A 20,863-nucleotide genomic window follows, 5' to 3' on the forward strand; every position below is an offset into this window, starting at 1 on the left:
ACACGAAGGCCTCTACCAACGCAACGATCATTGGCTGCGCTGGTTACACCTAAGCGGGAAAAGCGGGCGAAATTATGACGGCAATGCAATTAAAGATTGTGTAAAACGCAAGAAATCTCCCGTATTGCGGGATCAGAGCGCCAAATCGCTCATCAGTTCTGCCTTGGGGTAGTCCAATTTGGCGCGGCTTCGCTTGACCCTTCCGCCCTCCATCACGACAAAGGCGTCGCCAAGCCGATAGGCGAAATCGGCGTTCTGTTCGACCAGCACGATGGCCATCTGCCCCTGTCCGCGCAGCAGTTCCAGCGCATCGCCGATCTGCTGGATGATATTGGGCTGAATGCCTTCCGTCGGCTCGTCCAGCAGCAGCACCTTGGGGCGGGTGATCAAGGCACGGGCGATGGCCAGCTGCTGTTGCTGACCGCCCGACAGGTCGCCGCCGCGCCGCGATTGCATGTCGCGCAGGACCGGGAACAATTCAAAGATATGATCCGGAATCACATGGTCGGGTTTCGGCAGGCAGGCAAAGCCGGATTGCAGGTTCTCCAGAACGCTCATCATCGGAAAGACCTCGCGGCCCTGCGGGACATAGGCGATGCCGGCCCGCGCTGCCCTGACGGCTGATGACAGGGGCAGGGGGGCGCCGCCGACCTCGGCCCGCTCCGCCTGCGCCGGATGTCGCCCCGCGATTGCCTTCAACAGGCTGGTCTTGCCCACACCGTTGTTGCCCATCACGGCGGTGATCTGCCCCACGGTCGCGGTCATGGAGACGTCGAAGAGGATCTGGCTTTGCCCGTATTTCAGGTCGAGATTCGCAATATCAAGCATGACCGCGCCCCAGGTAGACATCAATGACCGTCGGATCGGCGGTGACATGTTCAAGACGCCCCTCGGCCAGCACCGCGCCCTCGTGCAGCACCGTGACCTTGCAGTCCAGGCGGCGCACGAATTCCATGTCATGTTCCACCACGACCACCGCGCGGGTCTTTGCCGCCTCCCGCAGGATGTCCGTTGTCTTTTCGCGTTCCTCCGCCGTCATGCCTGCGGCGGGTTCATCCACCAGCATCAGGCGGGGTTCCTGGGCCAGCAGCATGCCGATCTCCAGCCATTGTTTCTGACCATGGCTCAGCTCGCCCGCGACGCGGGTCAGACTGTCGCTCAGACCGATTTCTTCGGCGATCTTTTCGATCCGCGCGCCGTTGGCTGCGGTCTTCTTGTGCGTCAGCACCGCAAAGGGCCCGCGCGGGTTCTTCAGTGCCATGGCAAGGTTCTGCCGCACCGTCTGATCCTCGAACACGGTGGGTTTCTGGAACTTGCGCCCGATGCCCTCCTTGGCAATTTCGCTTTCCGACATGCCCAGCAGGGAAATGTTGCGCTCGCCCCAGATCACCTCGCCCTTGTCCGGCTTTGTCTTGCCGGTAACGATGTCCATGAAGGTGGTCTTGCCCGCACCATTCGGCCCGATGATGGCGCGCAATTCGCCCTCGGCAAAGTTGATCGACAGGTTGTTGATCGCCCGGAACCCGTCAAAGGTGACGGTGACGCCATTGACCTCCAGCAGCATGCTCATGACGGTTTCCTCACCAGATAATCGAACAGCCCGCCAATGCCCTTGGGAAAGAACAGCGTGACGGCGACAAAGCTCAGGCCCAGCAGCACCAGCCACCAGTTCGTCCATTGGATCGTGTAGACCCACAGGTTGATGTCCGGCGCCCCGCCGCCGGTGAACCAGGACGACAGCAGCGACACGAAGGCGGCACCGATGACCGCCCCGTAAAGCCGCCCCCGCCCGCCGATGGCGACCCAGACCGCGAGATAGATCGAGGCGATGGGCGCGATCTCTCCCGGGTTGATGATGCCCGCCTGCGGGTAATAGAGCGCCCCGGCGATGCCCGACACGATGGCGGTTATGGTAAAGATGAACAGCTTGTAGCTTTCCACGTGGTAGCCCAGGAAGCGCACCCGCGCCTCATTGTCGCGAATGCCCTTCACCACGCTGCCCATCTTGCCCGACACCACCCAGGCAAAGAACAGATAGCCCGCGCCAAGTGCCAGGGCCGAGACGAGGAAGAACACCAGCGACAGGGCGGCCTGCGAGGTCTGCTCGAATCCGGGGATGTTCTGCAGGCCCGAGAGCCCGTTGTTGCCGCGCAATCCGCTGTCGTTCTGGAACAGGTACAGCGACAGCGCCAGGGTCATCGCCTGGGTCAGGATCGACAGGTAGACACCGGTCACCCGGCTGCGGAAGGCCAGCCAGCCGAAGACCAGCGCCAGCAGGCCGGGAACCAGCACGACCATCAGCAATTGCAGGAACAGATTGTCGGCAAAGGCCCAGATCAGCGGAAATTCCGAACTGCCCACCACGCCGAAGATCTGGTTGCCGATGGCGTCCGAAATCTCTGCCGGGGTGGGGGGCAGGGGCTGACCGGCAAGGCTGCCCAGCACGATGCCCTCGGTGCGCGCATACATCAGCCACATGCCGATGGCATAGCCGCCGATCCCGAAGAAGGCGAAATGCCCCAGGCTGAGAATGCCGCAATAGCCCCAGACCACATCCATCGCGATGGCGATCAGGCACAGGCACAGCGTCTTGCCCAATGTCTTGACGAAAGAGGTGGAGATCACGCCGATGCCGAAACCTTCGGACAGGATGGTGACCCCCAGCGTGAACAGCGCGAGCGCGCAGAGGAACCACAGGATGGAAGGGTTCTGCGCGATGAAACTGCGTCTCATGGCGCGACCCTCCCTGCGCGGGGCGTCAGAAGATCTGCTGCACCCGTCGCGACAGCATGAAGCCATGTCCCTCTGCATTGCGGCAGGTTAGCCCGCTGCGCTCCGACTGGCAGGTGATCTCTGCGAAATGCCCTGTCTCGCCATAGGGCGCCACATCGGTGTAGCTTGATTTGCGCGGCGCGGCCTGGCTGCATTCCATCTGCACCGGACCATAGCGGTTCAGCGTGAAGGTGTGCCCCCAGTAGCCATTGCACCAGCCGGGCCGGGGCAGAACCGGCCCCGATGACCGTTCCGCGATGGTGCAGCTGATGTCGCCGCCCTCCAGCGAGCCGTTGCAATAGATATTGCCCGAGGGCGTTCTGAACCCATAGCCATCCGCCTGCGCCGTTGTGGCCAGCAGAATGATCCCGAGCAATGCGTAAATGACCTTCATCTGAAATTTCCGTGGTTGAATGGGACTGAACCCTCAGGATACCGCGATCATGCGTCATGTGAAGCCTCAATCTGCTGCCGCCCGGCCCTTGAGGGCGACAATGCCCTTGGGACGGAACTGGATGAAAAGAATGATGAAAAGGATCATGTAGGTCTGCGCCGCCAGGGTGTTGGACGGGTTCAGCCATTCGATGCCCTTTTGCAGGAAGCCGATCATCGACGCCCCGGCAAGCGTGCCCCAGACATTGCCGACACCGCCCACGACCACGGTCATGAAGCTTTGAACGATGTAGTCGGCCCCCATCTCGGAGGTGACTTTTGCGTAAAGCCCGATGGCAACGCCCGCGATTCCCGCGATGCCCGATCCCAGACCAAAGGTCAGCATGTTGATCCGGTCCGGGTTGATCCCCATGGAGGCCGCCATGCCGGGGTTCTGGGTCACCGCGCGTACCTCAAGCCCCAGGCGGGTCCGGTTCAGCACCAGCAGGATTAGCGCCAGAAACATGAGCGCCAGGACAAAGATCGCGATGCGGATATAGCTGATGGCAATCACGTCATTGATCACCAGCGCCCCGTCCAGCCAGCCGGGCGAGGTCAGGGGCCGTGCCTGGGTGCCAAAGATGTTCTTGGCCAGCTGTTGCAGCGCGATGGAAATGCCGAAGGTGGCCAGCAGAGTCTCCAGCGGACGGTGATAAAGATGGCGGATCACCAGCCGCTCCATCGCCACGCCGGCCCCGAATGTCAGGGCAAAGGCCAGTGGCAGCGCAATGATGATCGAGAGGGTGTAGTCGGGGACAAACTGCTGCACGACAAAGCCGGTATAGGCCCCCATCATGATGAATTCCCCATGCGCCATGTTGATCACGCCCATGACGCCAAAGGTGATGGCCAGCCCGATGGCGGCCAGAAAGTAGATCGAGGCCAGCGAAAGCGCATCAAGGCCCAGATCGGCGGCCTGACTGAAAGACACCCGCGTTTCGATGCCGTTCAGCACGGAACGCGCGGCATCGGTAACGGCGGGGTCGGCTTCGGCATAGCGTTGGAAGAAGACGTGGCTTTCAATCGCCTCCGCCTCGGCCTCGGCGCTCACACGGGGCGGCACCACGCCATCGGCGGCCAGCGCATCATAGGCGGCGGCGCGATCAGCGTCGTTGTCCAGCGCTGCAACGGGCATTCCGCCCACCATGCCACCGTCAATATGGGCGATCAGGGCGGCGCGGATGTCGCTCTGGGTCACAAGGGCAGGGGCAAGCCCGGCGGCCGAGAGCCGCGCATAGGCTTGCTGCGGGGTCAGATCGGTGCCGGGTTTGAGGATGCGCGCGATATTGGCCCCTTCCGGCAGCTCCTTTGCCACGTCATCCTGCGTGGAAAGGATGGTGTTGAGCACGGCACGCACGTCGACGGACAGATCCCCCGACAACGCGTTGATGGCGGCGACGCGCCCGTCAGGGGTGCTGGCAAAAAGCGCGCCCAGCATCCCGGCCAGCCGCGATTTCACGCGTTTCAGTTCGGGGTCGGTCTCCGTCTCGATGGCGGCGGTCAGCGGGCCAAGCTGACTGGCGTCCATGCTGCGGGCAATCGCGTCGACAGCCGCGCGGCGCTTGCCGATATCGGGGTCGGACAATTGGAATTGCACCAGTGCCTCGCTGATCGCACGGCGCACACCGCCGTTGGGGCGGGCTTCGCTCAGCTTTGTCCCGGCGGCGGGGCCTGCAACCGCAGCGGTATCCAGATCGATAAGATCACCGCCCTTGCGGCGAAAGAACTGCCCGTCTTCATCGCGCTGCACGATCTCGCGGTCGCGCCAGGCCTCCAGAAAGGGAACCACCTGCGGCAGGCCGCTGGCCACCAGATCCACCAGCACCACATCGACACTGCGCCGACCGGGCTTGAGCACTTCATCGGCATGGGTTTGCAGGATGGGTTGCAGGCTTTGTGCCTGTGCGCCAGCGGGAAGGGACAGGCAAAGCGCCAGGGCCAGGAGAAACAGACGAAGCATCAGGGAAAGCCAATCATTCTTCAGGACAGTCGGCGCGGGGGGATCCCCGCGCCGCACCCGGTTCAGTAGTTGGATGTCAGCTGCACGCAGGACTTGGTTTCGGTGTTGTACATGCCGCAGCCAAGGTCCTTCCAATCCGATGTCAGGACAGCCGATTCCGGCAGGAAGTCTGTCCAGGCGTCGCCCGGCACTTCGTCGGTCTGGCTGACGATATCGAACTGGCCATCGGCGGTGATTTCACCGATCAGCACCGGTTTGGCCAGGTGATGGTTCGGCAGCATCACCGCCGTGCCCCCGGTCAGGTTCGGAAATTCCTGCCCGTACATCGCGCTGCGCACCGCATCCACATCGGTGGTGCCTGCCGCTTCAACCGCGTTTACCCACATGTTGAAGCCGATGTAATGCGCCTCCATCGGGTCATTGGTCACGCGGTCGTCGCCCATCTTGGCTTTCCAGGCGGCAACCCAGGCGTCGTTGGCCTCGGATTCTGCCGATTGGAAATAATTCCAGGCCGCCAGATGCCCGACAAGGTTGGAGGTATCGAGGCCGGACAGTTCTTCCTCACCCACCGAGAAAGCCACCACGGGGATGTCATCGGCAGAGATGCCCGCCGCTGCCAGTTCCTTGTAGAACCCGATGTTGGCGTCACCGTTGATGGTGGAAATCACGCCGACCTGCTTGCCGTCCGCGCCCAGTGCCACCACATCGGCCACGATGGTGGCCCAATCGGAATGGCCAAAGGGCGTGTAGTTCACAAAGATGTCTTCCTGCGCGATCCCCTTGGACTTCAGATAGCTTTCAAGGATGTTGTTCGTGGTGCGCGGATAGACGTAGTCGGTTCCCAACAGCGCGAATTTCTCGACGCCCAGTTCCTCAAGGAAATAATCGGTCGCGGGGATCGCCTGCTGGTTCGGCGCGGCACCGGTGTAGAACACGTTCCTGGAGCTTTCCTCGCCTTCGTATTGCACCGGATAGAACAGCAGGCCGTTCAGTTCTTCGATTACTGGCAGCACCGATTTGCGGCTGACGCTGGTCCAGTTGCCAAAGATCACGTCGACATCGTGCACCGTCAGCAGTTCGCGCGCCTTTTCGGCAAAGAGCGGCCAGTCGGAGGCCGGATCGACCACAACCGCCTCGATCTGGCATCCCAGAACACCGCCCTTGGCGTTCTGTTCCTCGATCAGCAGCAGCATGGTGTCTTTCAAGGTGGTTTCGGAAATCGCCATTGTCCCGGAAAGGGAGTGCAGCACGCCGACCTTCACGGGGTCGGCGCATTCGGCGGCAGCCATGACGGCGGAGCCCAGCAAGGCGCCCGTCACAAGAGCAGAGGTTTTAAGTTTCATTTATCAAACATCCCGGTTGTCGCTGCGGACGATCGGAATACCGCGAACGGTCCTTCCCAACCGGTGGCCGACCCGTGTAGTCAGACCCCGCAACTGTTGTTGTAGTCGCGTGGGGGAAGTATCTGCCAAGATGGCCCCCGCGCGGCGCTTTTGCCCGGATTGGGCAGCGTTACTAGGCGGGATGCGCTTGGCGATTCACTAGAATTTGCAGTCGATTTCGGGCGGCAGCAGGGCGATCTGCATAATTGTTGCCCACAAGTCCGGCGCTTTGCACAACTTTTGGCCGGTTGTTGAACCCGGATTGCCGGTCAGGTGCTGCAACAGCGCAGTGGCAGAGCTGAAGGGGCCGGCAGGGCCGCGCCCCGGGGTTCCGCGGATCGGGATAATCAGGGGGTGAAATCTGCCCTGTGCGGCAGGGCGCCGGGGCAGAAACGAAAAAGACCGCCAAATGGCGGTCTGTTTCAAAAGGACCCATTGGAGCGGGCGAGGCGATTCGAACGCCCGACCCTAACCTTGGCAAGGTTATGCTCTACCCCTGAGCTACGCCCGCTTCCTTGGGTGAGGGGGAGATACCCATCCCAGCCGCGCGCCGCAAGAGGGAAAAGGCGGTTTGAGGCGAAATTTTTTCAAACTTCCCCCGCGCCGTTCAGAACAGCGCATGTCCGATCAGGCCCAGAGCGCTGAACAGGATCATGGCCAGTGTCATCGCCATGCCGAGTTGCCGCAGGATCATCTTTTGCGGGGTGGCGGAAAAGCCCACCGCATGCAGGAATCGCCCTGCCAGCAGGGTCATGCCCATCAGGTGAAGCGCGAGGGCGGGGGCGCCGCTCAATTCGCTGACCAGCAGGAGCATCAGACCGATGGGGGCATATTCGCCGCAATTGGCCTGGGCGCGCATGCGCTTGATCAGGGCCTTGTCGCCGACATCCCCCAGCGAGATCCTGTTGGCGCGCCGGTACAGGATGACCCGCGCGCTCAGGATCAGGAACAACAGCGCCACACATGCGGTATAAAGCGCGGTGACAGCGACGCTCATGGATATTTGCGTGCCGCTCGGGCAGTGGCCAGCGCGCCGCCGTTCTTCTTGGTCTGGGCGGTGGCGGTCCATTCATAGGTATGGCGGCCGCTGGGCGGGCAGGGGCTTTTGTATTTGAAGGCACCGGGCGCGATGACCTTCTGCCCGTTATAGGCCACCACCCCGCCGCCGTGGTTGTAATTGGGCACGTCGCGGTCGGTCAGCTTGAAGCGGATGAATTTCGTGCCTGCGGGAACGCCACTGACCTGAAATGCGGGGTTGGCGACAGTGTTGGGCTTTCCGTTGGTGCAGGATTTCAGGCCTGACCAGTCAAAGCCGATGTCGAATGCAAGGGCGGGGCCTGCGGCAAGGATGCAGGTCGCGGCCAGAAGTATCTTTTTCATAATGGAACCTCAAATGTTGTCCGGTCAGGTTCCACGCGCGTGGCGCTGCTGTCAATCACGCCAAATGCAAAAGGCCCCGACGCTTGTCGGGGCCTTTTGACGATTTGAGATGCCTTAACGCGTCCGACCTTTAACCTGAAGCATCCAGCGACATGAATGTCCCGAGAGCGCCGCAGGCGCGGCAGGGTATTCATGTCTCGGGATTAAGGTCAGGCGCTCTAGTGGCCGTGCTTGATGTCCCAGTCTTCCTGCTTCGGAAGCTGCTCGAACGTATGTTCGGGCGGCGGGCTGGGCAGGGTCCATTCCAGCGTATCGGCGAATTCGTTCCAGGGGTTGTTCGCCGTCACCTTCGCACCGCGGGTCAGCGAATAGGCGATGATCCCGAAGAAGAAGAGGAAGGAGGCAAAGCTCAGGAATGCGCCCATCGAGGACCAGTGGTTCCAGTAGGCAAAGGCCTCAGGATAGTCGATGTAGCGGCGCGGCATGCCCTGACGGCCCAGGAAGTGCTGCGGGAAGAACGTCAGGTTGGCCCCGATGAACATCGCCCAGAAGTGCAGCTTGCCGGCCCATTCGGGGTACATGCGGCCCGTCATCTTGGGGAAGTAGAAGTAGATCCCCGCAAAGATCGCGAACACGGCACCAAGGCTCATCACATAGTGGAAGTGCGCGACCACGTAATAGGTGTCGTGGTAGTAGCGGTCCACGGCGGCCTGGGACAGAACGATGCCGGTCACACCGCCAACGGTGAACAGGAACAGGAAGCCGAAGGCCCAGAGCATCGGTGTCTTGAACTCGATGGAGCCGCCCCACATCGTGGCGATCCAGCTGAACACCTTCACCCCTGTCGGCACCGCGATGACCATCGTGGCCAGCATGAAATAGGCCTGCTGGTTCAGCGACATGCCGACGGTGTACATGTGGTGCGCCCAGACGACAAAGCCCAATGCGCCGATCGCGATGATCGCCCAGACCATCGGCAGGTAACCGAAGACCGGCTTGCGCGAGAAGGTCGCGATGACGTGGCTGATGATGCCGAAGCCGGGCAGGATGATGATGTAGACTTCCGGGTGGCCAAAGAACCACAGGATGTGCTGGTACAGGATCGGGTCGCCGCCGCCAGCCGGGTCAAAGAAGGCAAAGCCGAAGTTGCGGTCCATCAGCAGCATGGTGATGGCACCGGCCAGAACCGGCAGCGCCAGCAGGATCAGCCAGGCGGTGACAAAGATCGACCAGGAGAACAGCGGCACCTTGAACAGGGTCATGCCGGGGGCACGCATGTTCAGGAAGGTGGTGATCATGTTGATCGCACCCAGGATCGAGGAGGCGCCGGAGACGTGAACCGCGAAGATCGCAAGGTCCATCGACATGCCGCCTTCTTTGACCGAAAGCGGTGGATACAGCACCCAGCCAACGCCGGAACCGGCCTGGCCGTTGCCACCCGGTGCCAGCACGGAGCAGACCGCAAGGGTTGTACCGGCAACGTAAAGCCAGAAGGAAAGGTTGTTCAGCCGCGGGAACGCCATGTCAGGCGCGCCGATCTGCAAGGGCATGAAATAGTTACCAAATCCGCCGAACAGCGCCGGAATCACCACAAAGAACATCATCAGGATGCCGTGGCCGGTGATCAGCACGTTCCACAAATGCCCGTTTGGCGTACAGGTGGCCGCAGAATCGGCGAACATCCGTGCGCCTTCCATGCACATGTACTGAACCCCGGGGTTCATCAGCTCAAGGCGCATGTAGACGGTGAAGCCCACCGACACGAAACCCGCAAGCGCGGAGACGACGAGGTACAGAATACCGATGTCTTTGTGGTTGGTGGACATGAACCAGCGGGTGAAGAAACCGCGCTCGTCGTGGTGGTCATGGCCTTGAATGGCTGCGTCTGCCATGCGGTGCCTCCTGAAACTTGAACTCATGGGTCACACCACGCCTGTCGGCTGTCATGCGGTGCGGATTGAGAGCCGTTCTAAAGCGGCTTGGCGCAGGGGGCAATGGGCGAGGTGTCGCAGGGCGGGGTTATTTTGCGGCTGCGGCGCGGTTTTTTCGAAGCCGGCGGGGAAGGTCGGAGGGTTCCGGGCTTTCGCTCAGGCGGTCACGGCGGGCAGGGGGCCGAACACCTGATCGAAGGCCGCATGCAGGGCCACGTCGACATCGGCCATGCTGACCGGCAGCCCGAGGTCCACCAGCGAGGTGACCCCGTGGTCGCTGATCCCGCAGGGGACGATACCGGAAAAATGCTCCAGATCCGGTTCCACATTGATGCTGATGCCGTGAAAGCTGATCCATTTCCGCAGGCGGATGCCGATGGCGGCAATCTTGTCCTCTGCCGGGGTGCCGTCGGGCTGTGGCGTCTTTTCCGGGCGCTGCACCCAGACGCCAACGCGGCCTGCGCGGATTTCGCCGGTGACATTGAACTGCTCCAGCGTGGTGATCACCCAATCCTCAAGCTGGCGGACAAAGCAGCGCACGTCGCGGCCGCGCGCGGCAACGTCCAGCATCACATAGGCGACGCGCTGGCCCGGCCCGTGATAGGTATATTGCCCGCCCCGTTTGGAATCATAAACGGGAAAGCGACCCGGATCGGTCAAATCCTCCGCCCGGGCAGAGGTGCCGGCGGTGTAAAGCGGCGGATGTTCGACCAGCCAGATGCATTCCTCGGCCTCACCGGCGCTGATCGCGGCCACGCGCGCTTCCATCCACGCCTCCGCGGCGCGGTAGTCGGTCAACCCGTCCGTGACAATCCATTCCACCATGGCGGATGTTTAGGCGCGATCGGCAGGCGCGACAAGATCACACGTGGCCGGGGCTGCCCGCCTCAGAACTGTTGAAACCCGGCATGGGAAAACATATAATGACTTTTGAATGTTTATCCTGCCTGCGCGTCGATCTTTCCCAGACGGCACCGGGCTATGGGAAAGGACCCCGCGCATGTCGTTGAACAAAGGCCATCTTGATCCAGCTGGCATTGGTCCGGCGCGGAGGGGGTGGTGATGGAAACCGCTTTCACACCTATTCAATCCCTTGCGGGGGGCGCGCTGATCGGTCTGGCTGCCGTATTGCTGATGGGGCTGATGGGCCGGATCATGGGGGCAACCGGCGTTCTGGCCGGTCTGTTGACGCCTGCGGGCTTTGCCGATTGGTCCTGGCGGGCGGCGGTCGTGGCGGGGATGGTCAGCGGTCCCGCTCTCGTGATGCTGGTCACGGGTGAATTTCCGCAGGTGCAGGTGCCGGTCTCCCGCATGATGCTGGTCATCGGCGGGCTGATTGTCGGGGTGGGCGTGACCTTTGGGGCGGGATGCACCTCGGGCCATGGGGTCTGTGGCCTGGCGCGGCTGTCACCCCGCTCCATCCTGGCGACGCTGACCTTCATGCTGGCCACCGGCATCACGGTCTATCTGCTGCGCCATGTGATGGGGGGCTGAGCCATGCGCATTGTCATCTGCTATCTGATCGGCCTGATTTTCGGGGGCGGCATCTCGATCTCCGGCATGGCCAACCCGGCCAAGGTCCTGAACTTTTTCGACGTCGCGGGCAGTTGGGACCCGAGCCTGGCCTTTGTCATGGGCGGCGCGCTGATTGTCACCTTCATCGGCTACCGCGTGGTGCTGAAACGCCCCGGGCCGCTGTTTGACAGCCGCTTTCACCTGCCCGCAAGCCGCGACTTCGATCTGCCGCTGATCGCGGGCTCCGCAACCTTCGGGGTCGGCTGGGGCATTGCCGGTTTCTGCCCCGGCGGCGCACTGCCCGCATTGGGAACAGGGCAGACCGAAGTTGTGATCTTTGTTGCCGCGCTGATTGGCGGTATCGTGATTGCAAAGCTCATGCAGGTGGCCCTGTCGCGCAGGTCCGATGTCACAGCGTAATGGAGGAAATCCAATGACCTATCCCGTGGACATGTCCGTCAAACCCGAGGTCTCGGCGCATTTTGACGAGGCGACAAACACCATCAGCTATATCGTGCGCGATCCGGCAAGCGTGCATTGCGCCATCATCGACAGCGTGATGGACATCGACTATGCCGCAGGCCGCATCACCTATGACCACGCCGATGCCCTGATCGCCGAGATCGAGAGCAAGGGCCTGAAACTGGACTGGATCATCGAAACCCATGTCCACGCCGATCACCTCAGCGCGGCGCCCTATATCCAGCAAAGACTGGGGGGCAGGATCGGTGTCGGTGAAAAGATCATGGTGGTGCAGGAAACCTTCGGCAAGATCTTCAACGAAGGCACCGAATTCCAGCGTGACGGCTCGCAGTTCGATGCGCTGTTCAAGGACGGTGACACCTACAAGGTGGGCGAGATGACCTGCTTTGCCATCTATACGCCGGGCCATACGCCGGCCTGCATGGTGCATGTGATGGGCGATGTGGCCTTTGCAGGGGATACGCTGTTCATGCCCGATGGCGGATCGGCGCGGGCGGATTTCCCCGGTGGCGATGCGGGCCAGCTTTATGACAGCATCCAGAAGGTGCTGTCCCTACCCGACGAGATGCGCCTGTTCATGTGCCACGATTACGGCCCCAATGGCCGCGCGATCCAGTGGGAAACCACGGTTGCCGCGCAAAAGGCGGACAACATCCATGTCGGCGGGGGCAAGACCCGCGAGGAATTCATCAAGTTCAGAACCGAACGGGACGCGCAGCTGGCGGTGCCAAAGCTGATCATCCCGTCGCTTCAGGTGAACATGCGCGCCGGCGAACTGCCCCGGGACAAGGACGGCAACCTGATGCTCAAGGTGCCCGTGAACGGCATCTGAGGCAGCACCGCGTTTCCGGACCGGCCGGGGCCGGTCAGGCCGCGTGCTTTTCGCTCAGCACCTTGGTCAGCATCCGCGCATAGGTTTCGGCACCCTGCGCGCCGGTCAGCAGATAGCGTTCGTCGAATACCATCGAAGGCATGCCCGATATGCCGCGCGATGTCCAGAATTCCTGGCGCTTGCGGGTTTCTGCGGCGTGGCTGCCGCTCTCCAGCACGGCGCGGGCCGCGTCGCGGTCAAGACCGACCGAACCCGCAACCTCTGCCAAGACCTCATGATCCGACACGTCGCGCCCCAGCGTGAAATGCGCATCGAATAGCGCAAGTTTCAGCGGGTGCTGCAGGTGTGCTTCCTGCGCCCAGTCCAGCAGCTGATGCGCGGCAAAGGTATTCACGATGCGGCTGTCCGCGTCGAAATTGAAGGTGAACCCCAGATCATGGCCCAGATCCACCAGCCGCCTGCGGTTTTCGGCAGACTGGGCGGCACTGGCACCGTATTTCTCTGCGATATGTTCGGTCAGGTTCTGCCCTTCGGCGGGCATGGCGGGGTTCAGCTCAAACGGATGCCAGCGGATAAAGGCGCCGGCCCCGGTCATCGCGAGGGCCTGCTCAAGCTGTTTGTAGCCGACGATGCACCAGGGGCACATGACATCAGACACGATATCGACCTGCACGACTTTGTCCTGCGGGGGAGGGGCGGTATCGGTCATTGGCGTATCCTTTCGGCTGGCATCATCTTTGTACTTCGGTGCCCCTGCGCAAATTTTCAATATTCGCAGTGGCAAATCGGGCCAAAAAGGTTCCCGGGCCGGATTATGTTGTGTTAGCCTTTTCGCAATACCCATAAAACGATTCATTTTCGGAGCGGACATATGATTTACAAATTGATGACAGGGGCCGTTCTGGCCCTTTCGGTGGCGGTTATTCCGGCAGAGCGGGTTGAAGCGGATGCAGGCGATTTCATTGCAGGCGCCATCATCGGCGGCATCGTGGGGGCCAATGCGAACAAGCAGCGGCGCACGACAACCAAGCGGCGCACCTATCGCAAGAAATCCACCCGCTCATCGCTGCCCTCCACCCAGGAAGGCAAGAACATCCAGGCCTCGCTGAACTATTTCGGCTTTGATGCGGGGACCGTGGATGGCCAGCTGGGGCGCAAGACCCGCAATGCGGTGTCGCAGTACCAGGCCTACCTCGGATATCCCGTTACCGGACAGCTTTCCGCCTTTGAGCAGAACCTGCTGATTTCCAGCTACAACCGCGCGCAGGCCGGGGGCTATGCGGTTCAGCAGCAGGTCGCGGCGACGCCGGATGGCACCCGTGGTCTGCTCAAGACCTACCGCGCGGAAATGGCGGGCCAGTCACCGGCGGGCAACGGGGCTGCGCCCACGACAACCATCGTCGTTGCACCGCAGCAGGTGCCGCAGGTCGGCGCCACGATGGCGGCCACGGCACCGGCGGCACCGCTCTCCGGGATGAGCTCTCTTGCCGCCGCGGTTGCACCGGCACCTGATGCCGGCACCGGTGGCCTGCCGAACTTCCTCGGGGCGGGAACCCAGGCCTCGCTTGCCTCGCATTGCAACACCGTGTCGCTGATCACCAACACCAACGGCGGCTTTACCACGCTGGCCAGCATGACAGACCCGAATGTGGCGCTGAACGAGCAATTCTGCCTGGCGCGGACCTATGCCATTGCCGAATCGGAAGAGCTGGTCAGCCAGATCCAGGGGTTCACCCCCGATCAGATCGCCCAGCAATGCGCCGGTTTCGGCCCCGCGATGAAGGACAAGGTCGCGGCCCTGTCGCTGAAACCGCGCGAGGCGGTGGTGCAGGACGTTTCGGCATTTGTGCTGACCACTGGCATGTCGCCTGCACAGCTTCAGGGCACGGCCAAGATCTGTCTCGGCGTCGGCTATCGCACCGACAACATGGATGTGGCCGTGGGCTCTGCCCTGCTGCTCTTTACATTGGGTGAAGGGGTCTATGGCGAGCTGATGGGCCACCACCTGAGCCAGGGCTTCGGCCCCGCCAAACGTGTGGACATGGCGCAAAGCTGGTATCAGGCAGGCCTTGCCGCTGCCGATTCCGGTGCCGCGGCGGTCTTTGTCCCCGGCCAGCCCGAGCGGACGGAACTGATCCGCGCCGCGGCAAGCCGTTCGGGCGGGGTTCAGGGCTCTGCCCTGCCGACACCGCAACCGGCTTCCGGCAGTGCTTTGCCCACATTCTCGATCAGCGAATAACCCCGGCACGGCCGGGCGTGACGGCCCCCCGCAGCGGATGCGCTGCGGGGGGCCTTTTTGTTTTCTTTTCCTCTTCACAAGCTGCACGGCTTTGTCTAAACCGCCTTAACCATCCATGGCGTGCGGTCGTGGCGGAATGGTAGACGCGCAGCGTTGAGGTCGCTGTGGGGTAACACCCGTGAGAGTTCGAGTCTCTCCGACCGCACCAATTTCCCAAAATCAAACCATGCAACCGGTTGATCGAGCCTATTTTAATCCTGTTCGAACGGGCGCATTGTCCTTACCCTGTCCCTGCCACAAACTGGCCGCTGGTCAGCGCAGCAAAACCGCGCCGGACCGGGGCCTTGTATCGGAGGTGGGCTGATGGATCTCGACCTGCAGGATAAGCATGTTCTCGTAACCGGCGCGTCAAAAGGCATCGGGCTGGCGATTGCGCGTTCATTCGCGCAGGAGGGCGCGCGGATCACACTTGTCTCTCGCCGGGAGGATGCGTTGCGCAGCGCCGCCGAGGAGCTGAGACAACACAGCGACGGGATCATTGGCCACATCACGGCGGATCTGTCGAAGGAGGAGGCGCGCGCGGCCCTGTTTGACCAGGCGCCGGACATCGACATTCTGGTGAACAACGCCGGTGCCATCAAGTCCGGCCCGCTGTCCGCGCGCAGCATGGAAGACTGGCGCAAAGGGTTCGAGCTGAAGGTCTGGGGGTATATCCACCTTTGCATGCTCTATGCCCCCCGTATGCGCGCAAGGAAATCCGGCACGATCATCAATGTCATCGGGATGGGCGGACGGGCTGTGCGGCCCTCCTATATCATCGGTGCGGCCGGGAATGCGGCCCTGATCGGCTTTACCAATGCGCTGGGGGCGGAAACCCCGCAGGACAACCTGCGTGTCTTTGGCATCAATCCTGCTGCCACGCGGACCGACCGCATGACAGACAGGCTTCGCAGCGAGGCGCGTCAACAGTTCGGCGACGAAAACCGCTGGGCGGAGTTGCTGAACCCGGACCAATACCCCTTTGGCCGGCCTGCCCACCCGCAGGAGGTGGCGGACCTTGCCGTCATGCTGGCCAGCCCCAGGGTGCATTACCTGTCCGGCACGGTGATTGATATGGATGGCGGCAGGCAATGGGCGGGCTGAGAGGCCGGGGCAGTGTCAGGCCAGTATTTCCAGCCACAGCCAGACCGTCAGCAGCGACGCGCCGGTTGCAATCAGCACGGATGACGCGGCGACGCGGCGGCCCTTGCCGTACATATTGGCAAAGATATAGGCGTTGAACCCCGGTGCCATGGCCGCTGTCAGCACGCCGGAGCGGAAGCCATCCTGCGGCAGCGACAGGGCCGTGCCAAAGCTCCAGACCAGCGCGGGATGCACCAGCAGGGCGATCATGCAGACCATGGCGATGGCAATCTTGTCACCTTCGGGCCTGTATTGGATCAGCACACCCCCCAGCGCAAAAAGTGCGGCGGGCAGGGCGGCGCGGGCGATCAGCGACAGGGCGTCATCGACAACGCCGGGGATCGGCTGACCGGTCAGGTTGAAGGCAAAACCGCCCAGGATGGCCAGCACCAGCGCATTGCTGAACATCGCCCGCCCGACAGCGCCTGCCAGTTTCACCGTGGACTGGCCCCGGTTGCGCACAACCTCCATCACGGTGATGCCCAGACCGTAGCAAAACGGCGAATGCAGGGCGATGATCGCATAGTTGCCGGTCAGGGCATCCGGCCCATAGGCGCGTTCCGCGATGGGCAGGCCCAGCAGGACCGAATTGGAGAACAGGCAGCAAAACCCGATTGCCACGCAATCCTCCCAGGGGCGTTGCAACAGGATCCGCGCGCCAAAAATCCCCAGCGCAAAGCAGATCGCGGCCCCGGCATAAAAGCTGATCAGCAGGTCGGGGTCGAAATCACTGCCAAGGTCCAGTTTCGCAATCGCCTGGAACAGCAGGCAAGGGATGGCGAAGTTCTGGGTGAACTTCATGACCCCATCAATGCCGGAGATCGGGAACAGCCCGCGCCAGACGGCAAAATAGCCAAAGCCGATGACCAGGAAGACAGGCAGGATGACGTCGAGAAGGTTCTGCACGATCTGGGCTTTCGCTTTGCCGGGAGCGCCGGGGGTTTCACACCCCCGGACCCCCGTGGGAATATTTGGAGCCAAAAAGAGGTCAGGTCAGGGGAAAACGCAAAACCATGCCGTCATAGGCGGGTTCGATGTGGTCAGGGGTTTCGGCGGCAAGGGTACGGTAATCGAGATCGTTGTGCATGTTGGTCAGCACCGCGTGGTCCGGCGTCAGCGCTGCGATCCAGTCCAGGGTCTGGGCCAGATGGCTGTGGGTCGGATGCGGTGCCCGGCGCAGGGCGTCGACGATCCAGCAGGTCAGCCCCTGCAACTGGGACCAGGCATCTTCGGGAATGCTCACCACATCAGGCAGATAGGCGACATTGTTCATCTTGAATCCCAGCGCGTCCATGCCGCCGTGATTGACCAGAAAGGGCGAAAAGGTTAGCGCGCCGCCGGGCCCGTCGATGGTCACATCGCCGTCGATGTCGTTCATTTCCAGGATCGGGGGATACATCGACCCTTCGGGCCGGATGAAGGCATAGCCGAACCGCTCCAGCAGGGCGGCGCGGGTGGGGGCGTCGGCCCAGACCGGCAGCCGCGCGCGCATGTTGATGACGATCATCCGCAGATCGTCCAGCCCGTGCACGTGATCGGCATGGGCATGAGTATAAAGCACCCCGTCCAGCCGCCCCACACCTGCGTCAAGCAACTGGCTGCGCATGTCGGGGGAGGTGTCGATCAGCACCGTGGTGGTGCCTGCATCGGTGATCCGTTCCACCAGCGCGGAACAGCGACGGCGGTGATTGCGCGGCTCCCCGGGGTCGCAATCGCCCCAGTGCCCGCCAAGGCGGGGCACACCGCCCGAGGATCCACAGCCCAGTATCGTGACCCGCATCTCGGCCATCAGGCGGCCTTTTCGAACTGGGCGGCCTTGCGGAACAGGCGGTCGAAGTTTTCCTGCGTGCGCGCGGCGAAATCGGCGTAATCGAGACCGAAGGTCTCGGCCGCGCGGCGCGCGGTATGGGCGGTAAAGGCGGGCTCGTTGGTCTTGCCCCGGTGCGGCGGCGGGGCGAGATAGGGGGCATCGGTTTCGACCAGGATACGGTCCAGCGGCGCATTGGCAAAGATATCGCGCAGTTCCTGCGATTTGGGAAAGGCGGTGATGCCCGACATGCTGAGGTAGAACCCCAGGTCCAGCGCGGTGCGGGCCAGCCCAGCCGATGAGGAAAAGCAATGCATGACGCAGGGATATGCGCCATTTGCATATTCCTCGGTCAGGATCGCGGCCATGTCGTCATCGGCCTCGCGGGCATGGATGATCAGCGGCAGCCCGGAGTCGCGCGCAGCGGCAATATGGATGCGCAGAGAGGTCTTCTGCACCTCCGCGCTTTCGGCGGTGTAATGGTAATCCAGCCCGGTTTCGCCGATCCCGATCATCTTGGGGTGGCGGGTCAGCGCCATCAGCGTATCGTGGTTGACCAGCGGTTCGGCGGCGGCGGACATCGGGTGGGTGCCTGCGGCGTAAAAGACCGGCGCATGTGCCTCGGCAATGGCGCGCACGGCGGGTTCATTGCGCAGCCTGGTGCAGATGGTGACCATACGTGTCACGCCCGCCTCTGCCGCGCGGGCGATGACCTGCGGCAACTGGCCTTCGAAATCGGGGAAATCGAGGTGGCAGTGGCTGTCGGTGATCTGCGGGGTCATGCCTGTAATCCTAGCGCGGCGCGTTTTCTGCGATCTTGAGCAGGGTATCTAGGACCAGCGCGGCAGGGTCAAGGTTGACCGCCAGCCCATGTTGCGCGCGGTCGGAGACCTGTTGCGCCAGATCGGCCCAGATCCGGCCCTGATGTGGCGTGGGGGCCAGCCGCGCCAGGGTCTGTGCCTCGCCCCTTGCCGCCTCGATTGCGGGCGGCGCACCTGTGGCCCCGGTCCGTGCCAGCCGGGCCAGCATCAGGTCGACCAGGGTGAACAGCAGGTTCAGCTTTTCTTCCGCCCCGCGCTGGGCGGCGGCTTCGGCCAGTTTGATGGCGCGGGCGCGGTCCATGCGCGGCATCGAGGACAGCAGGGCGATCAGTTCCGCATAGATCTGCAACCCGCCCATCAGCGACAGCCGCAGGGCCCCGCCGACCGAGCCGCCGGAAAGTTCGGCCAGGGCCGCCGGATCGCCATCGACCGCGACACCGGAGGCGGCAAGGGCCGCCGCCATCTGATCGGGGTCAAGCCTGCCCAGCCGCAGCGTGCGGCAGCGCGACCGGATCGTGGGCAGCAACCCGGAGGGCTGGTGGCTGATCAGCAGCAAAATGGCCCGCGCGGGCGGTTCTTCCAGCATTTTCAGCAGGGCATTCGCGGCGTTGACGTTCATCACATCCGCATCGTCGATGATCACCACGCGGCGCCCGCCGTCGGCGGCGGACATCTGGAAAAAACCGTTCAGCGCGCGGATGTCATCGACCACGATCTGCTTGCGCATCCGTTTGGTGTCCGGGTTCACGCTGCGGGTGACGGATTTCAGCGCGCCTTCACCGCCCGAGGCCACGCGCCGTGCAACGGGATGACCGGCATCTATGTCCAGGGTCCGGGGCGCAGGCGTGTCAAACATGCCGCCCGCGTCGGGATCGGGCGTGGCCAGCACAAAACGTGCAATGCGCCAGGCCAGGGTTGCCTTGCCCACACCGCGCGGACCGCTCAGCAGCCAGGCGTGATGCAGTTTGCCGCTGTTCCAGGCCTCCAGGAATCCCGCTTCGGCCTCCGCCTGTCCGATCAGGGCGGGGGTATCGCGCGGATGCAGGGCTCCGTCGAGCTGATCGGGATGTGGGACCTCGTCGTTCATGGGTTTCGTTTACCACGGATCGCGGCGGTTGAAAGGGGGCGGTGGCGGGATGGCACCGTCAAGCCGCAGGCAACAACCTGTGGTCGCAACTTGTGCGCCAAAGGTCACATAAAAGCCAGAATTGCCCCTGCATCCCCCGATTGGGGGAGTGACCAAACGCCGTTTCACAAGGCTATTGAACGCATGGTTCTGCCTGTGCCCTGCGAATTCCGTGCCGGGCCGGAGGGCATCCATCTGAATGTGTTTTGAGCCACGAAGGGGAAATTCTTGTGAACGATCAAAGTATTTTACGTACCGGTCTGCTGGGGGCAGCATGCCTCGCGATGGCGGCCTGCACCAGCAATGCGGTTGGCGGCGGACCGGGTGGCGGACCCGGCGGCGGACCGGCTGCAACCCGCGCCGAATATGACGCCAAATTCGACGAATTGTCGAACACCACAAGCCTGGCGCCGACCAGCGTCGAACTGGTGGGGCAGGGCACGTTCCGCGGCTCCACGCTGCTGAACATCACTGCCAACGACAACACCAATACCACCGGTTTTGCGCTTGGCGATCTGGAAGTTCAGGCGGATTTCGACAATGAGACCATTGCCGGGACCGCCACCAATTTCCGTGGCGAACTGGGCGGCGAGGCCTTTACACTCGACGGTACGCTGGACAGTGCGGACGGTATCGCGCCGTCGGTCCTCTCTGAGGAGACCCAGCCGATCATCCTGCCCCCCGGCGTGCCGCCAATCCCCGGCGCACCCACCGAAGTCGTGACCAACGTCTTTACCCTGAACATGGGTGGCGAACTAGTTGATCCGGTCAGCGGCAGCATCGGTCAGGTCAACCTTGGCCTTGGCGGTTCCTTCCTTGGCCCGGTTGGCGGCGGTCAGGCGCAGGCGGCTGTCGGACCGGCCACGGTTGTCGTGACGGACCGGCCCGGCGGCGCGCCGATCCTCATCGGCGGCGGCGGGACATTCGTGCTGGAACGCGAATAACACCTCCCCGACCTCGTACCTCCGGAAAAGGCCCCCTTTGCGGGGCCTTTTGAGGCT

The 20,863-nt window shown here is 62.7% G+C and carries 21 protein-coding genes and 2 tRNA genes; 7 read left to right on the top strand and 16 right to left on the bottom strand.

Annotated features, from left to right (window positions below):
• Positions 1–132: 132 nt before the first annotated feature.
• From urtE to lipB, 11 genes are all read right to left on the bottom strand, one after another.
• Entirely contained in the window at positions 133–828 is a 696-nt protein-coding gene (urtE, locus tag ACWNZ3_RS07245) for an urea ABC transporter ATP-binding subunit UrtE (protein WP_269367111.1), read from the bottom strand.
• Positions 821–1,570, bottom strand: coding sequence for an urea ABC transporter ATP-binding protein UrtD (gene urtD / locus ACWNZ3_RS07250; RefSeq protein ID WP_269367109.1), 750 nt, complete (start codon positions 1,568–1,570; stop codon positions 821–823). The genes urtE and urtD overlap by 8 nt, the downstream gene beginning before the upstream one ends.
• Positions 1,567–2,733, bottom strand: coding sequence for an urea ABC transporter permease subunit UrtC (urtC, locus tag ACWNZ3_RS07255; RefSeq protein WP_269367107.1), 1,167 nt, complete (start codon positions 2,731–2,733; stop codon positions 1,567–1,569). The genes urtD and urtC overlap by 4 nt, the downstream gene beginning before the upstream one ends.
• Before the next feature lie 25 nt (positions 2,734–2,758).
• Entirely contained in the window at positions 2,759–3,166 is a 408-nt protein-coding gene (locus ACWNZ3_RS07260; RefSeq protein ID WP_496901683.1) for a DUF6636 domain-containing protein, read from the bottom strand.
• Positions 3,167–3,232: 66 nt separating this feature from the next.
• Positions 3,233–5,164 (bottom strand): urea ABC transporter permease subunit UrtB, encoded by a 1,932-nt coding sequence (gene urtB, locus ACWNZ3_RS07265; RefSeq protein ID WP_496901684.1) that lies wholly within the window; start codon positions 5,162–5,164, stop codon positions 3,233–3,235.
• A gap of 62 nt (positions 5,165–5,226) precedes the next feature.
• Entirely contained in the window at positions 5,227–6,507 is a 1,281-nt protein-coding gene (gene urtA / locus ACWNZ3_RS07270; protein ID WP_269367100.1) for an urea ABC transporter substrate-binding protein, read from the bottom strand.
• A gap of 475 nt (positions 6,508–6,982) precedes the next feature.
• Positions 6,983–7,057, bottom strand: a tRNA-Gly gene (locus ACWNZ3_RS07275).
• Positions 7,058–7,153: 96 nt separating this feature from the next.
• Complete coding sequence (locus ACWNZ3_RS07280; protein WP_496901685.1) at positions 7,154–7,543, bottom strand: MAPEG family protein; 390 nt, start codon at positions 7,541–7,543, stop codon at positions 7,154–7,156.
• Entirely contained in the window at positions 7,540–7,926 is a 387-nt protein-coding gene (locus ACWNZ3_RS07285; protein WP_269367095.1) for a YbhB/YbcL family Raf kinase inhibitor-like protein, read from the bottom strand. The genes ACWNZ3_RS07280 and ACWNZ3_RS07285 overlap by 4 nt, the downstream gene beginning before the upstream one ends.
• A 218-nt stretch (positions 7,927–8,144) precedes the next feature.
• Positions 8,145–9,818, bottom strand: coding sequence for a cytochrome c oxidase subunit I (gene ctaD / locus ACWNZ3_RS07290; protein WP_269367094.1), 1,674 nt, complete (start codon positions 9,816–9,818; stop codon positions 8,145–8,147).
• Between the two features lie 195 nt (positions 9,819–10,013).
• On the bottom strand, positions 10,014–10,682 hold the full coding sequence (gene lipB, locus ACWNZ3_RS07295; protein ID WP_496901686.1) for a lipoyl(octanoyl) transferase LipB: 669 nt from the start codon (positions 10,680–10,682) through the stop codon (positions 10,014–10,016).
• A gap of 237 nt (positions 10,683–10,919) precedes the next feature.
• Between lipB and ACWNZ3_RS07300 the strand changes: the two genes are divergently transcribed.
• Genes ACWNZ3_RS07300 through ACWNZ3_RS07310 form a run of 3 tightly spaced genes read left to right on the top strand, consistent with a single transcriptional unit; the run spans position 10,920 to position 12,687 of the window.
• Positions 10,920–11,351: a YeeE/YedE family protein gene (locus ACWNZ3_RS07300; protein ID WP_496901687.1), complete on the top strand. Its 432-nt coding sequence runs from the start codon at positions 10,920–10,922 to the stop codon at positions 11,349–11,351.
• 3 nt (positions 11,352–11,354) lie between these two features.
• Entirely contained in the window at positions 11,355–11,792 is a 438-nt protein-coding gene (locus ACWNZ3_RS07305; RefSeq protein WP_496901688.1) for a DUF6691 family protein, read from the top strand.
• A 13-nt stretch (positions 11,793–11,805) separates the two neighbouring features.
• Positions 11,806–12,687, top strand: coding sequence for an MBL fold metallo-hydrolase (locus ACWNZ3_RS07310; RefSeq protein WP_269367086.1), 882 nt, complete (start codon positions 11,806–11,808; stop codon positions 12,685–12,687).
• Positions 12,688–12,721: 34 nt separating this feature from the next.
• On the opposite strand, the gene ACWNZ3_RS07315 is transcribed toward ACWNZ3_RS07310, so the two are convergent.
• Positions 12,722–13,396 carry a DsbA family oxidoreductase gene (locus ACWNZ3_RS07315; RefSeq protein WP_496901689.1) on the bottom strand — a complete coding sequence of 225 codons (675 nt, stop codon included), beginning with the start codon at positions 13,394–13,396 and terminating at the stop codon, positions 12,722–12,724.
• A gap of 162 nt (positions 13,397–13,558) precedes the next feature.
• Between ACWNZ3_RS07315 and ACWNZ3_RS07320 the strand changes: the two genes are divergently transcribed.
• From ACWNZ3_RS07320 to ACWNZ3_RS07330, 3 genes are all read left to right on the top strand, one after another.
• Positions 13,559–14,926 carry a peptidoglycan-binding domain-containing protein gene (locus ACWNZ3_RS07320; RefSeq protein ID WP_274575416.1) on the top strand — a complete coding sequence of 456 codons (1,368 nt, stop codon included), beginning with the start codon at positions 13,559–13,561 and terminating at the stop codon, positions 14,924–14,926.
• Positions 14,927–15,048: 122 nt separating this feature from the next.
• Positions 15,049–15,134, top strand: a tRNA-Leu gene (locus ACWNZ3_RS07325).
• 155 nt (positions 15,135–15,289) lie between these two features.
• Positions 15,290–16,069 carry a short-chain dehydrogenase/reductase gene (locus tag ACWNZ3_RS07330; RefSeq protein ID WP_496901690.1) on the top strand — a complete coding sequence of 260 codons (780 nt, stop codon included), beginning with the start codon at positions 15,290–15,292 and terminating at the stop codon, positions 16,067–16,069.
• Positions 16,070–16,084: 15 nt separating this feature from the next.
• On the opposite strand, the gene ACWNZ3_RS07335 is transcribed toward ACWNZ3_RS07330, so the two are convergent.
• The 4 genes from ACWNZ3_RS07335 to ACWNZ3_RS07350 all read right to left on the bottom strand — a co-directional run bounded on the left by ACWNZ3_RS07335 (position 16,085) and on the right by ACWNZ3_RS07350 (position 19,823).
• Positions 16,085–17,017 carry an AEC family transporter gene (locus ACWNZ3_RS07335; RefSeq protein WP_274575457.1) on the bottom strand — a complete coding sequence of 311 codons (933 nt, stop codon included), beginning with the start codon at positions 17,015–17,017 and terminating at the stop codon, positions 16,085–16,087.
• A 79-nt stretch (positions 17,018–17,096) separates the two neighbouring features.
• The gene (locus ACWNZ3_RS07340; protein WP_269367078.1) at positions 17,097–17,897 is read right to left on the bottom strand and encodes an MBL fold metallo-hydrolase; all 801 of its coding nucleotides are present in this window, start codon (positions 17,895–17,897) and stop codon (positions 17,097–17,099) included.
• Positions 17,897–18,697, bottom strand: a complete 801-nt coding sequence (locus tag ACWNZ3_RS07345; protein ID WP_496901691.1) for a TatD family hydrolase — start codon at positions 18,695–18,697, stop codon at positions 17,897–17,899. The genes ACWNZ3_RS07340 and ACWNZ3_RS07345 overlap by 1 nt, the downstream gene beginning before the upstream one ends.
• A gap of 10 nt (positions 18,698–18,707) precedes the next feature.
• Positions 18,708–19,823, bottom strand: a complete 1,116-nt coding sequence (locus ACWNZ3_RS07350; RefSeq protein ID WP_496901692.1) for a DNA polymerase III subunit delta' — start codon at positions 19,821–19,823, stop codon at positions 18,708–18,710.
• A gap of 269 nt (positions 19,824–20,092) precedes the next feature.
• Between ACWNZ3_RS07350 and ACWNZ3_RS07355 the strand changes: the two genes are divergently transcribed.
• Positions 20,093–20,806: a hypothetical protein gene (locus ACWNZ3_RS07355; RefSeq protein ID WP_496901693.1), complete on the top strand. Its 714-nt coding sequence runs from the start codon at positions 20,093–20,095 to the stop codon at positions 20,804–20,806.
• Positions 20,807–20,863: the final 57 nt, after the last annotated feature.

Source organism: Sulfitobacter sp. IGS-18 (genome assembly GCF_059628195.1).

Coding starts and splice junctions, on each gene's coding strand:
- urtE (WP_269367111.1), bottom strand. CDS start 828: ATGCTTGATATTGCGAATCTCGACCTGAAATACGGGCAAAGCCAGATC.
- urtD (WP_269367109.1), bottom strand. CDS start 1,570: ATGAGCATGCTGCTGGAGGTCAATGGCGTCACCGTCACCTTTGACGGG.
- urtC (WP_269367107.1), bottom strand. CDS start 2,733: ATGAGACGCAGTTTCATCGCGCAGAACCCTTCCATCCTGTGGTTCCTC.
- ACWNZ3_RS07260 (WP_496901683.1), bottom strand. CDS start 3,166: ATGAAGGTCATTTACGCATTGCTCGGGATCATTCTGCTGGCCACAACG.
- urtB (WP_496901684.1), bottom strand. CDS start 5,164: ATGCTTCGTCTGTTTCTCCTGGCCCTGGCGCTTTGCCTGTCCCTTCCC.
- urtA (WP_269367100.1), bottom strand. CDS start 6,507: ATGAAACTTAAAACCTCTGCTCTTGTGACGGGCGCCTTGCTGGGCTCC.
- ACWNZ3_RS07280 (WP_496901685.1), bottom strand. CDS start 7,543: ATGAGCGTCGCTGTCACCGCGCTTTATACCGCATGTGTGGCGCTGTTG.
- ACWNZ3_RS07285 (WP_269367095.1), bottom strand. CDS start 7,926: ATGAAAAAGATACTTCTGGCCGCGACCTGCATCCTTGCCGCAGGCCCC.
- ctaD (WP_269367094.1), bottom strand. CDS start 9,818: ATGGCAGACGCAGCCATTCAAGGCCATGACCACCACGACGAGCGCGGT.
- lipB (WP_496901686.1), bottom strand. CDS start 10,682: ATGGTGGAATGGATTGTCACGGACGGGTTGACCGACTACCGCGCCGCG.
- ACWNZ3_RS07300 (WP_496901687.1), top strand. CDS start 10,920: ATGGAAACCGCTTTCACACCTATTCAATCCCTTGCGGGGGGCGCGCTG.
- ACWNZ3_RS07305 (WP_496901688.1), top strand. CDS start 11,355: ATGCGCATTGTCATCTGCTATCTGATCGGCCTGATTTTCGGGGGCGGC.
- ACWNZ3_RS07310 (WP_269367086.1), top strand. CDS start 11,806: ATGACCTATCCCGTGGACATGTCCGTCAAACCCGAGGTCTCGGCGCAT.
- ACWNZ3_RS07315 (WP_496901689.1), bottom strand. CDS start 13,396: ATGACCGATACCGCCCCTCCCCCGCAGGACAAAGTCGTGCAGGTCGAT.
- ACWNZ3_RS07320 (WP_274575416.1), top strand. CDS start 13,559: ATGATTTACAAATTGATGACAGGGGCCGTTCTGGCCCTTTCGGTGGCG.
- ACWNZ3_RS07330 (WP_496901690.1), top strand. CDS start 15,290: ATGGATCTCGACCTGCAGGATAAGCATGTTCTCGTAACCGGCGCGTCA.
- ACWNZ3_RS07340 (WP_269367078.1), bottom strand. CDS start 17,897: ATGGCCGAGATGCGGGTCACGATACTGGGCTGTGGATCCTCGGGCGGT.
- ACWNZ3_RS07345 (WP_496901691.1), bottom strand. CDS start 18,697: ATGACCCCGCAGATCACCGACAGCCACTGCCACCTCGATTTCCCCGAT.
- ACWNZ3_RS07350 (WP_496901692.1), bottom strand. CDS start 19,823: ATGAACGACGAGGTCCCACATCCCGATCAGCTCGACGGAGCCCTGCAT.